Annotated in this window: 17 protein-coding genes; 5 read left to right on the forward strand and 12 right to left on the reverse strand. The window is 55.0% G+C overall.

From position 1 onward, the window contains the following. Window positions 1–179 precede the first annotated feature (179 nt). The 3 genes from JFU58_RS10650 to JFU58_RS10660 form a co-directional block, all read right to left on the reverse strand. Entirely contained in the window at window positions 180–494 is a 315-nt protein-coding gene (locus JFU58_RS10650) for a hypothetical protein (protein ID WP_201140609.1), read from the reverse strand. A 143-nt stretch (window positions 495–637) separates the two neighbouring features. After that, complete coding sequence (locus JFU58_RS10655; protein WP_201140617.1) at window positions 638–1,510, reverse strand: putidacin L1 family lectin-like bacteriocin; 873 nt, start codon at window positions 1,508–1,510, stop codon at window positions 638–640. Next, window positions 1,498–1,692: a zinc finger domain-containing protein gene (locus tag JFU58_RS10660; RefSeq protein ID WP_342215244.1), complete on the reverse strand. Its 195-nt coding sequence runs from the start codon at window positions 1,690–1,692 to the stop codon at window positions 1,498–1,500. Before JFU58_RS10660 ends, JFU58_RS10655 begins: the two co-directional genes overlap by 13 nt. Here JFU58_RS10660 and JFU58_RS32475 point away from each other — a divergent pair. Next, a complete protein-coding gene (locus JFU58_RS32475) occupies window positions 1,600–1,839 on the forward strand; it encodes a hypothetical protein (RefSeq protein WP_342215246.1) in 240 nt (79 codons plus the stop codon). The genes JFU58_RS10660 and JFU58_RS32475 overlap by 93 nt on opposite strands. Here JFU58_RS32475 and JFU58_RS10665 read toward each other — a convergent pair. The 9 genes from JFU58_RS10665 to JFU58_RS10705 form a co-directional block, all read right to left on the reverse strand. Then, window positions 1,788–2,066: a DUF1496 domain-containing protein gene (locus tag JFU58_RS10665; RefSeq protein WP_201140621.1), complete on the reverse strand. Its 279-nt coding sequence runs from the start codon at window positions 2,064–2,066 to the stop codon at window positions 1,788–1,790. The two genes, JFU58_RS32475 and JFU58_RS10665, sit on opposite strands and share 52 nt — an antisense overlap. Before the next feature lie 213 nt (window positions 2,067–2,279). Then, on the reverse strand, window positions 2,280–2,825 hold the full coding sequence (locus JFU58_RS10670) for a hypothetical protein (protein WP_177071706.1): 546 nt from the start codon (window positions 2,823–2,825) through the stop codon (window positions 2,280–2,282). A 72-nt stretch (window positions 2,826–2,897) separates the two neighbouring features. Then, window positions 2,898–3,530 carry a hypothetical protein gene (locus JFU58_RS10675; protein WP_201140623.1) on the reverse strand — a complete coding sequence of 211 codons (633 nt, stop codon included), beginning with the start codon at window positions 3,528–3,530 and terminating at the stop codon, window positions 2,898–2,900. Continuing rightward, window positions 3,515–4,120, reverse strand: a complete 606-nt coding sequence (locus JFU58_RS10680) for a recombination protein NinG (RefSeq protein ID WP_201140626.1) — start codon at window positions 4,118–4,120, stop codon at window positions 3,515–3,517. The genes JFU58_RS10675 and JFU58_RS10680 overlap by 16 nt, the downstream gene beginning before the upstream one ends. Beyond that, window positions 4,117–4,587 (reverse strand): hypothetical protein, encoded by a 471-nt coding sequence (locus JFU58_RS10685; RefSeq protein ID WP_056861768.1) that lies wholly within the window; start codon window positions 4,585–4,587, stop codon window positions 4,117–4,119. Before JFU58_RS10685 ends, JFU58_RS10680 begins: the two co-directional genes overlap by 4 nt. Next, window positions 4,587–5,393: an ATP-binding protein gene (locus tag JFU58_RS10690; protein WP_201140628.1), complete on the reverse strand. Its 807-nt coding sequence runs from the start codon at window positions 5,391–5,393 to the stop codon at window positions 4,587–4,589. The genes JFU58_RS10685 and JFU58_RS10690 overlap by 1 nt, the downstream gene beginning before the upstream one ends. Beyond that, a complete protein-coding gene (locus JFU58_RS10695; protein WP_201140630.1) occupies window positions 5,383–6,240 on the reverse strand; it encodes a replication protein in 858 nt (285 codons plus the stop codon). Before JFU58_RS10695 ends, JFU58_RS10690 begins: the two co-directional genes overlap by 11 nt. Window positions 6,241–6,305: 65 nt before the next feature. Further along, a complete protein-coding gene (locus JFU58_RS10700; protein ID WP_201140632.1) occupies window positions 6,306–6,728 on the reverse strand; it encodes a phage regulatory CII family protein in 423 nt (140 codons plus the stop codon). A gap of 81 nt (window positions 6,729–6,809) precedes the next feature. Then, on the reverse strand, window positions 6,810–7,022 hold the full coding sequence (locus JFU58_RS10705; RefSeq protein WP_178964894.1) for a transcriptional regulator: 213 nt from the start codon (window positions 7,020–7,022) through the stop codon (window positions 6,810–6,812). A gap of 88 nt (window positions 7,023–7,110) precedes the next feature. Between JFU58_RS10705 and JFU58_RS10710 the strand changes: the two genes are divergently transcribed. The 4 genes from JFU58_RS10710 (at window position 7,111) to JFU58_RS10720 (ending at window position 9,649) form a co-directional block, all read left to right on the forward strand. Continuing rightward, on the forward strand, window positions 7,111–7,770 hold the full coding sequence (locus JFU58_RS10710; RefSeq protein ID WP_201140639.1) for a S24 family peptidase: 660 nt from the start codon (window positions 7,111–7,113) through the stop codon (window positions 7,768–7,770). 322 nt (window positions 7,771–8,092) lie between these two features. Next, on the forward strand, window positions 8,093–8,401 hold the full coding sequence (locus JFU58_RS10715) for a hypothetical protein (RefSeq protein WP_201140634.1): 309 nt from the start codon (window positions 8,093–8,095) through the stop codon (window positions 8,399–8,401). Window positions 8,402–8,423: 22 nt separating this feature from the next. Then, window positions 8,424–8,642 carry a hypothetical protein gene (locus JFU58_RS32265; protein WP_242488260.1) on the forward strand — a complete coding sequence of 73 codons (219 nt, stop codon included), beginning with the start codon at window positions 8,424–8,426 and terminating at the stop codon, window positions 8,640–8,642. An 89-nt stretch (window positions 8,643–8,731) separates the two neighbouring features. Continuing rightward, on the forward strand, window positions 8,732–9,649 hold the full coding sequence (locus JFU58_RS10720; protein ID WP_201140635.1) for a hypothetical protein: 918 nt from the start codon (window positions 8,732–8,734) through the stop codon (window positions 9,647–9,649). The last annotated feature ends 1,066 nt before the right edge of the window (window positions 9,650–10,715 follow it).

A 10,715-nucleotide genomic window follows, 5' to 3' on the forward strand; every position in this document is an offset into this window, starting at 1 on the left:
ATGTTTGAAATAGGTCAGCCCCGGCGGCACTCCCTGCTCAGTGCGAAGGGTGTGCCGGGGCCGAAAACGAAAAGGCCCCAGCAAATGCTGGGGCAGCAAAGCAACAATCGCGCATCGCTAAACTTAGAAATGCGCGCTTTTGAAATGCGGAACGCCTTTACGGGGTGTCCCGCAGAGGCTTAGGGCAAATAATCGAAAGAAACTCGCGCCACACCACTGTTACCGCCATGGACCCAAAGCCCATAACCTGCGGGGAGCAGAATCGGATACGGGAATGCCACTAGAAAAGAAGCCCCCGCAGGCCCCTCAGCAAGTAGCGGGATATTGACCTCGGTGACAAATGTGGGTTTAACAGTGCCGGTATACAACTTGGCCCCATTGAGGCTGATAGTGCTAAGCACTACGCCGTTAGTGTTGAGAGCAGGATCGACAATTTGGTCATATTGAGCGCCGGATGTGCGCGAGTAACGTGAGCCATATTTTACTGGTTCCATTTTTTCACCTATTGAGTCGAATGATTTGTCGCGGAGGATTCCGCTTTCATGTCGCTCAGAGGCGATGAGGTGAGGTTCTCGACCTTCTTGCAAACAGGCCCAATGCAACGCGCTGAGCCTGAGTTGAAACAGCGCGCCAGAGATCAGAACTCGTAGCCGATTGTGCCGATCTGAGTCGGGAACGGCTTGGTGCTGTGGGTCAACGGATCAGAGTTGTCTGGGTAGTACACCTTGCGTGCGCGGATCGAAGGCGTATAGCCAAACCGCGCCCAAACTGGACGTGGCTGAGTGATGGTGAAGCGGCCGTTGAGCTGCAAGCTCAGAACTGCATCTGGATTCCCAGCAGTGTGGGTGTGCCACAAAGCAACACCGGCAGCGTTGTAAATCACCAGGTTGCCGTCACCCTGCATGACACAGGTAGTGCCGCCCTTGCCCTGGGTGTAGCTCGCCCAGACAACAGAGCTGCCAGGGCCGTAGACAACCAGGTTACCGTCGCCCTGGAACACCACACCATAGCTACCAACGGTGTAAATCTTGCCGGGCTCAAGGTACGTGCCAGGCGGGAAGATGTATGACGGCTGACCGTAGAGCAGCGGCAGGCCAGAAGTCGTCCAAAGAGGTGCCGACTCAACGATGACCATGTTGCCGTCGTCCTGCACCTGAAGATGAGTTCGCACAGCGACGTTATCGAAGTTCTTGTCGCCACCCGATACGTCGCTATTTGTGGTCTGCCAAATGCGCTGACGGCTGTAGTCGTTCAGCACCAGGCCGTAGTTCATGAAAACTTGAGGCGCGGTAACGGCCTGCCACTTGTAACTGATCTGAGTGGCATAGGCGCTGTTCGAGTCTGCAACCCATACAGTTTTATCACCGTCGTAGAGCGCAAGATTCTCATCAGGCTGATAGATCAGCCGGAACCGCTTATTCGGCGACTGCAGAAACTGGCCAGCGCTCATGACGTTTCGCGGCGGGAGCATGGAGCTGCCATTGGCTGTGAAGGGGGTCAGGTAAGACATGTATTCACCTTTTGAGTCGGACAATTGATTGCGGAAGATCCCGCGTTCGTGTCGCTCAAAGGCGATTGCTCGAGGCTCGTGGCCTTCACATGATTCAACGTCCCGCATCGGGAACATTTGATCTGGAGCTCTGTAAACCCACCCGTACGGGCGAGAAGTCGGTTGCAGTTACCGCATCTTATTTCTTTCAACATCTGCAAATTCCTTTTGCTGAATCGCCCTTTCCGTGGGCAATAAAAAACCCCGCACATGGCGGGGCTTTTTGGGATAAACCTGATTACAGCTCGGACTCTTTGACCCACTCAAATGGTAAAGAAGAGTCACGCTGATTGTATGAGCTTTTAGTATGCGCACAAACCAAGGTGCCAGACTTAACATCCAGCCTCATACCTTCTGAATAGAACTGATCAGCGGCGTAACAGCCCTTCATTGGGTCATTTTGGACGCGCGGCGTTTGAGATTGGGTGTCCGCGAAATTATCGCTAGCTTGCTGAGCGAAAACTTGAGAGGAAGCCAATGCCAACAGAAGTGGTGCTACATAACCGGGTTTCAACATCGTCAGATCCTTTGGGTTGTGTGTGCCACTACAGAATGGAGGCACAATGATGCCAATTTAATGGCGTCATATAATATTTACAACCCGTGGACGGTGCTCACCCAATAAAAAACCCGACACAGTGGCCGGGCTTTACTGTGCAACCTCAACGCGCAAGATCGACAGGATGGGTAAATACTCTCTCACTTTCTCACTCAGTGCAATAGCTTTTTGCTACGCCGCGCAAATTTCGATTAATCCCTCTGCGTCGAGCAGTTCCTGAGCAGCGGTGAGCGCCTCATTCACCTGGTCATCCAGCGTCTTGCGGATCCCTGAACGCCACCGGTACCGAGTCGACTCTGGCTTGCCGTCGTTATCCCAGTTGGTGATGTCGTACCAAGCGGCCGGCAGCACAGCGGCGGAACGTTTGCCCTCGGCACCGGCAACCTGCGGAATGGCCCACGTCAGCACCGCGCACTCACGAAACCGTTTCGGCGCCGGCGTTTGCACCGAATTCAACAACTCCAGTATCGCGCCATGCTTGCGCTCCTGGTGCGTCGAGTACTTCGCTACAAGCGCCCGCCAGTGCGCCGGGGTCAACGCCTTGTGTAGCCGACCGAATACCCAGCAGTCCTGGAGAAATGCCGCCTCCTTGCCGACGATTTCCCCCTTCTGCTTAGCGCACTGCACCTTGGGCTCGAAATCGCACCCGCCGGCGGAACTGATGGTCTCGGCCGCAAGGGCTCGAACTACTGCTGAAACAACGTTGCGATAGGTCATGCGGCCTTCTCCTTTAGCTTTCTGGTCTTCGCTCGGTATTCGGCCTTGATGGCCTTGATCTCTTCCATATCTCTAGGCCCTCAGGTGCGGCAGGTTGTTTGCATCTAGGTAGTCGTTCCGTGCCTTCACTGCATCCTTGATGTCATCGAATCGCCCCAGGTGAACCTGCTTTTTCTTCCACTGGACTTTTGCGGCCCATTTACCGCGAGACCAGTTGATGCCGACGTGACCGCTTGTGTTCTTGTCAGTCAGACGCCGGTTCGCTGCCTGTAAGTTGTAATCCGCATACCGACAGTTGCCAGGCTCGTACCCTTTCGCGGATTCAATCCGGTCAAGAGTCAACCGATCGGAATAGCCATTTGCGAGAGACCATTCCATGAAGGGCTCGAAGCTCATCCACTCCTCACAGAGCGTAACCCCGTGGTACTTCTGGATTTCAGAACCACGAGGCTTCAGGCAGCGGCGCTTCATGTTCGCCCACGTCACATGCAGCCGGCTATTCGAGTTATTGAGGCCGTGGGTTGCGCGCTTCCTGCCCGCCGCCTTGTTTGCGCATGGAATGCAGAGCCCCGTCATAACCTTGGCGCGCTCCATTCGGGTTTCGAATTCGACCAAGCACTCTGGGCATCGGAACACTCCGATCGATCTTCTCGATCCAGAAATCTCGACGAGCGATTTTCGAACAAGAATCACATTGCTACCCATGACTGCCCCCTTTCATATCTCTGCTCTATCCGCTTCACCTTCTTCGCGAAAATCGCCTTCAAGCGCTTTAGGTAAGGGATTTCATGGCGGACCAGGTCTTGATTGCACTCCAGCCATGCAACCTTTTCCGCGCCGATCTTCTTCACAAGGCCGGGCCGGTAAATCATGATATTTCCGCTCAAGTGGGCGTTGCACTGGGAGCAGGACTTGTTCATGTTCCAGAGGTTGAAACGGAGATGTGCGGCGGCGCCGACACTGCGGAAATGCGAGCAGTGCCATTGACCGCTCCAGCTCGCCGGCTTGTCGCAGCTGATGCAGCCCAGATGAGCGTCACGCAGCCGAACGTAGCGGTTGATGACCGCCTGAGCCTCCTTGGCGTGATCCGCCCTGCTCTTCAGCTTCTCTTTGCGGACCTTGATCTCGCGGCGCTCAACTTGAGCCAGCGACTTACGCGCTTTGGCCTGGTTCACGTCCTTGATGGCCAGGCCGCATTTCGGACTGCACACGGCTTGGCCCAGGCGCTGCGGCGGGAAGCTGATGCCGCATGCTGGGTTCTTGCACTTCTTCGGTTTGGGTTGCTTGGCGATCATGCAGCCTCCTTGCTGAGTAGATCAGTGAAAACCACACCTTGGCCTGTGAAATAGGCGGCGATGCGGTCGGTGTAATTGATGCCCTGGGCGCGGTTAAAAAGGCTTGTTACCGGGAAGCCGTCAGGGCCGAACAAGTGGCACTCGCCCATCATGGCCAGCTTTGTTTCGTAGGGCAGATGGCGCATGACGCGATACCACTCTGCCTGGAACCCGGCATCCTCGTTTAGCAGGATCTGTACGCCGAAGTGCAGCTTGCAGTAACGGCGAGCGTCGGCCGCGTCGCCGATCTGGGTCATCTCGGCGATGCGCTTGTACATCCCAAACCACAGCCGGTTTTGATCCAGTGTGCGGTCCTTGCCCGGGCGCAGGGTCACCACGACAAACTTCTTGTCTTTGTACATGGCGCTGATTTTGGTGATGACTTCGGAGAGCTTGGCCTGGCAGTTGACGCTGATTTTGTCGGACATCAGAAACCCTCCTTCCCGCGCTGCGATTCCCACTCAAATGGAATGACGATCACCCCGCCCTCCCGCAACCGGTCAATGCAGCGCTCGCCGATGGCCCCTGGCAGCGACTGCCCATCCAGGTTGGAAACGATCACCGTCGGGCGCAGCTCTTCGTAGCGGCCATTGATGATTGCGAACAGCGTGGTCAGCTCGAAGTCGCTCGGCTTCTCCTTGCTGACGCCGATCTCATCTAGGATGAGCAACGAGGGGCTGATCAGGCTCGACAGAATCTGGCTTTCGCTCTGGTCGCTGGAGTGATCGTAGGTGGCGCGGATGGCCTGCAGTACGGCGCCGATGGTGCGATACACCGCGGTCGCGCTGGACTTGGCCATGATCTCGTTGGCGATCGCCACGGACAGGTGGGTCTTGCCGGTGCCGGGCTTGCCCAGCAGCAATAGGCAGCGGCCTGTCTCGGCGATCTGCGCGAACTCAGCGGCATACCGGCGGCAGGTGTTCAGCGCCTTTCGCTGTTCCGTGGTGGTAGCGACGTAGCCGTCCAGGGTCTTGCTGGCGAAGCGCTTGGGAATCAGCGCGGCACCGAGCTTGCGCTCCATGGCCATGCGGAGCTCCATCGCCCTGTTGGCCAGTTCTGCAGCTTCGGCCTTCTCGCGGATGATCCGACCGCACTCAGGGCAACCGCTTTTCAGCTCCTTGCCCAGCACCGGAAAAATCTTCTGGTCGTAGTGCCCGTGGGTCTCGCACCCGGCAGGCTGGATGCGGGTGCCCGGCGGCAGTTCAGGAGTTTGCTGGGCCGGCTCAGATCGCATAGGAACCGTCCTCACGCTGAATCAGGCCATCGGTGTAGTTGCGGTCAGCAAAACCGGTGTGGCGAGACCGAGAGGCCGGCACCGGTGCGAATTCAGCCAGACGCTTGATCACCCAGGAAGCCTTGAAACCCTGCCAGCCGGAATTCAGCGCTTCGGTGATGGCATCGTCTGCGGTGATTCCGGCCTCGGCGCACTTGGATAGCTCGGTGTTCACGGTCGACCAGACGGTGGCTGTCACGGCAGCGCGCTTGGCCTTGCGCTGAGTCAGCCAGTCAGCGAGCAATTGCTCTGGAACGTTGTGCGGGTTGTCTGCCAGCAACTGGGTCATGCCGAACGGAGTCTTGCGATCAGGCTTCGGAGGTTCGACTGGCTCTTGGGGCGGATTAACCTCTTTCGTAGAAAGAGTTAATAGGGGTTCTTTCTTTGTATAAAGAAGGGAGTGAGCAGTTTTGGTCTCACTCGCAGGCGGTCTCAGTGAGACAATATTGTCTGAGTGAGACGTTTTGGTCTCAGTGAGACTCGGCTGTTTTTCTTCGAAGAAAGACCACTCGCGGACAGGCGCGATGCCGATATCCCCACGGCTCCCGCCAACGCGAAAAATGATCCGGCGCTCAAGGAGGTGGCTGATCGCTTTCGACGTGACGTCGCGGCGCAAGTTGGTCTGCTTGCCGATATCGTCGGCAGTCAGGCGTTTGGTTTCCAGTTGATAGCCGATAGTCTGGCGTGCAATGGCCATGAGCACGCGCAGCTCACGCGCAGGCAGGTCAACTGTAGCCAAAGCCTCCATAAGGCTATTGTCCATACGGGTGAATCCCCGAGGGTTGTGTAACGCAACAATGTTTGGCATGATTTCTCTCGCTTAAAGCTGTTGAAGAAGCCGACCTCGTACGTCGGCTTTTTTGTGTCTGAAATTCAGGCTGCCTTCACCGACGCATCCATCACGTCCAGGCTCTGCCGAACGTGATTGATCTCTTGGCGGATCAGGCTCTTTTCGAAAGAGCTGACGTGGTTGTCGTCCAGCGCTTCGTGCACCGCGATCGTCAGGTCTGCAACTTCCTTCCCTACGTTGATCAGCGACTTGGTGAGCGCTTGCGGCTCTGGTGCCGACTTCGATACCAGGTCAAAGCCGAACTCATTGGCCAGGGCCTGCAATGGGCGCATGTCGCCGGTGTGCAGCAAGATCCCGAACAGATGCTCCACGGTCAGGTGATGAGCCTCGTTGTCCGGGTTCGCGCGCTGAAGCAGGCCGACATGCGCAACACCCATCTTTGCCGCCAGTACCTTTGCCTCGTTGTCCAGAACAGCGCTCTGACAGGCCCGCAGAAAATCTTCCATTCGTAAAACCTCAACTTTGTTTCCGTGGCGCCCTGCCAGTGGGTAGGCGAAACTTTGTTCCTGGATCGACAGACAGGGATGTCACGCCGCGGATTGAGCCACCTTCTGGCGCATGCATAGCTCGCGGGCAGTGATTTTTCCACCGGTCAACTCTTCTGCCTTGAAAGCCTTTTCGGCGCGCATCGGGTGAATCCCGGCAACCCAGTACGAAACTGCGGCTTGAGAAACGTCGAGCGCTAAAGCGGTTTTGGTTTGCCCGCCGAAGAAGTCGACGAGCCTTTCGATAGGGGTCATAAGAGCGCCCTCCTGATAAGCCTGCTTATATCCTAAGTAGAAGGACACTTATTTGCAAGCCGATAAGGGAACTTATAAATTTCAGCTGATGAGCACACTCGCCGAACGAATCAAAACCGCACGCAACCACGCCAAGCTGACGCAGAAGGCGCTCGCCTTAAAAGTGGGTGTTGAGCAACCGGTAATCTCCCAGCTGGAGACCGGAAAGAACCTTCAAAGCGCACACCTGCCAAAGATCGCCCATGTGTGTGGCGTGAACGCTATTTGGCTCTCCGAAAATACCGGGCCAATGACAGGTGTGAGCACTGCCGAGTCAAATATCTCTATCGCCGCCCAACCCACCAAATCATTCCGCTACCCAGTAATCAGCTGGGTAGCCGCCGGCGCCTGGGCGGAGGCCGTTGAGCCCTACCCGGCCGGTTTCTCGGACAGCTACGAGTTCTCGGAGTACGACTCCAAGGGCACTGCGTTCTGGCTGAAGGTGAAAGGTGACTCGATGACGGCGCCCGCCGGCCAGAGCATCACCGAAGGCACCCTGATCCTGGTGGACACCGAAGCTGAAGTCGCACCAGGTAAGCTGGTCGTGGCCAAGCTGCCGGACAGTAACGAAGCCACATTCAAGAAGTTGGTCAGCGATGGCGGCCGACTGTTCTTGAAGCCACTGAATCCGAGCTACCCCATCGAGGCCGTCGACGAGCACTGCCGGATCGTGGGCGTAGTTGTGCAGGCGCTGCAAAAGTTTTACTGATGCTGCTCAGAAGGCTCCATCTCCCTCACCAAACCCAACCAGCAACTGCGCAGCGATCTCAAGGCGATCGCATTCAACCTTGAGCAATCCTGTGTCGACCTGGGCAGGTTGGCCAGCCGACTCAGCGACGCCGACGCCATAGCCCTGATGGGACTTGTGGGTACGCTCTATGAGGAAGCAGACAGGCTGTCGGGGTATGCGGATGAGGTGAGGGCTGGGCAAATAATCCGGAGCAAGCCCGAGTAGGCGCATCGTCTTACGCGGCAACCAAATAGAACTACAGCGAGCTGAGTAGCGCTCGTATGCACAAGGGAATGTGGTAATGAACGCCTTTCGGATCGCGACTCTAATCGTCGCCCCGCTTTTTATCTCCGGCTGCTACAGCACGCCAAAAGAAAAAACTGAGTACGAAAAACAGATCGACGCCGTACCGATGCCTGTTACGGAAGCCGAACGGGCTGAGCAGTGTCGTAACTTCCAGCGAAGCGCAGATCACCAGCGGGTTGACGACCTTATACAGCACATACAGCGGTCCAAAATCGGCGCCTCGGATTATGAATATGCAGAGTCTCGAGCGCTTTTACGTCGCCTCAGAGCCATGAAGTGCCCTGGGTATGGCTGGTTTTCCTGATGCTGCTGCCCAGAGTGAGCCAATGACTGCATGGCGAGATCAGAGCTTCTGGAGCAAGGTTGGAGTCATTGCTTGCCTGGCATTCTTTATGATGCTCCCCGGCTATTCCGATGTCGCTGGGCTGGGCGGAGGCTCTTCCGGCCGCAAGCGGGTGTTCAGCCCTAGATTCGTTGTACTCTGTGTTTTCGTGGCTGTGTTCGTGCTGATAGCGCTGAACCACTTCTATGGCTCGCGCGGATGAGGTGAAAGCGGGAAGGGTTGTGCGGAGGAATTCAGATTAAGTTTTAAGTCCGAACTCAATGGTTATGATAAAAATTTCAAGGATATGAGATGAGCAGTTTTGAACTTAGCCTAGAAGATGTTCCAGTCCTGCCTGATATTGAATCGATTGTTGGTCGGGCTAATTTTCAGTCCCCGCTTTACTTTATTCCCGACCATAATGACCGAGACTTTGGCAGAATAATTGCTCCATATCACTTAAAAGGAAAGATGATAAAGTGCGGAATTGCCAATTGTGGCAAACCACACCTTCATGGTTATGCCATTACTACGAGCGACTCGCTAGAAACAAATATCGGAAAAGATTGTGGCACCAAGCATTTCAAGGCCAATTTTGCCGCAGAAATGAAAAGGCATGATGAGTTATATAATCGGCGACTGAAGATTAATCGAATTCTAGAGCTGAAGGGCGTCGCTCCCGAAATGCTAAGCGCACTGCTTTCAGCTAAAGCCGAATACTCAACGCTTAAGTCCTTGAGGTACTCGCTTCGAGCGGCACTGTCGGCTACTGAGAACGAACGAATCGCGCATAAGCTGAAAACTGGAGATTCTAGCCTTTATCGCTATGAATCAAGATCTCTTGCCGAGCGGGAAGCTTACTTTGAAACGAATCCAGCGGCTAAGAAGTCCGGGGTTGTACCGCCCCACCAAATCAAAATCGGCGAAATCGCTGGTTTTGAGTTTTTGAATGCGACCCACAGAGACGAAGAGGTTTTTAATTTTGCAACTCCGCTAAGAACTGTTATATCAGCATCTGTTGAGGATATTTATTCTTGGCGCACAGGGGAGATAGATAAAGTTCATATTTGGATAGGCAAGGCAAACAAGGGATTGGAGCGAGTCAATTACTTAATAGCTAGTGGAAAGAAATTCTTCACTAAAGAGAATCTATCCGGGCTTGGGGCGATAGGTCTTTCTGATGAAAGCGTACAGTCAGCCATCAGAATAGCTGGTGGCTTGAGGTGCTGACAGATCTTCTATCTACCTGCAGGTTACTGATTGAGTAAGGATATCCATTGCGTCCACAGAGGGGAGCTCGGCCCAAAACAAGGTCTGGTCGGGATGCATCGCTTCGTAAGTTGCGAATAGATAAAACCCTGGGGGATCTTCATTCAGCTGCTTCCAGGTAGCAATCATAAACCCCTCGCAAGGGCTGTAAACGAGGCACTCCTGATAATCTTGTGGCTGTGTTTTGGAGGTTTGGTGAAAGCTCTGAAGCAATCTAGGATCAGTCGATGCATTACTCATAGGAATAGGACCTAAAAAAACCATTCCACAAGAGAATACACCATTGCCTGGCTCAGTGCCGGGCTTCTTGTTTCTGCCCTTCGTCGTGCCACCATTGAGCTGGCAACCCGCGAGATTGCACGCTGGCAGCGCTGAAGGATCGGCGCCCCAGGTGTTATAGAGAGCCCGCACAGAGCGGGCTTTTCTTTGCCTGAAATTTGATAGTGTGAAGCGTGACCGCTGCCGGGTTTCTTGTCTCGGCCATTCGCTACCAGCTACAAGATGCTGGCTACCCTGCCCCGCTCAGCATGATTAGATAAGCCCGCGCGGAGAAGGCGATCTTCATGATCGCCTCTAATCCTCTCGGTTGCCTTCAAATCCTGATCCGTTATCGCGGTCCGCTACCAGGACCACCGCCAGGGCCCCCACCAGGTCCACCGCCTTGACCGTGGCCACCGCGACCACCATCGCCACCACCTCCTGGCGGCATGAAGATCCAGCATCCCGACAGAGAAGACAGCAGAGCAACAACTGCTGCAACCTTGACCAATCGATTTAAAGTCATAACTACGCTCTCTATTCTGGAACAGTTGATTCGCGTGATTTATGACAGCTGAAGAATGGGTTACGTCATATTTTTCGTGTAGCGACCTGGTAAGCTTTGTGTTGCAAACGACAAGGACCAAAAGCAGCAGCCAGCCGAGCGTAGACATTCTGCTTTTGCGACATCCTTTTCACCTGGCATTTACAGGACCGGGGCCAAACTCCCCCTACTCCTTTGAAGAATTCCCTTTAGGCCCGCCCATAA

The organism is Pseudomonas sp. TH34 (assembly GCF_016650865.1).
Classification (GTDB): Bacteria; Pseudomonadota; Gammaproteobacteria; order Pseudomonadales; family Pseudomonadaceae; genus Aquipseudomonas; species Aquipseudomonas yamanorum.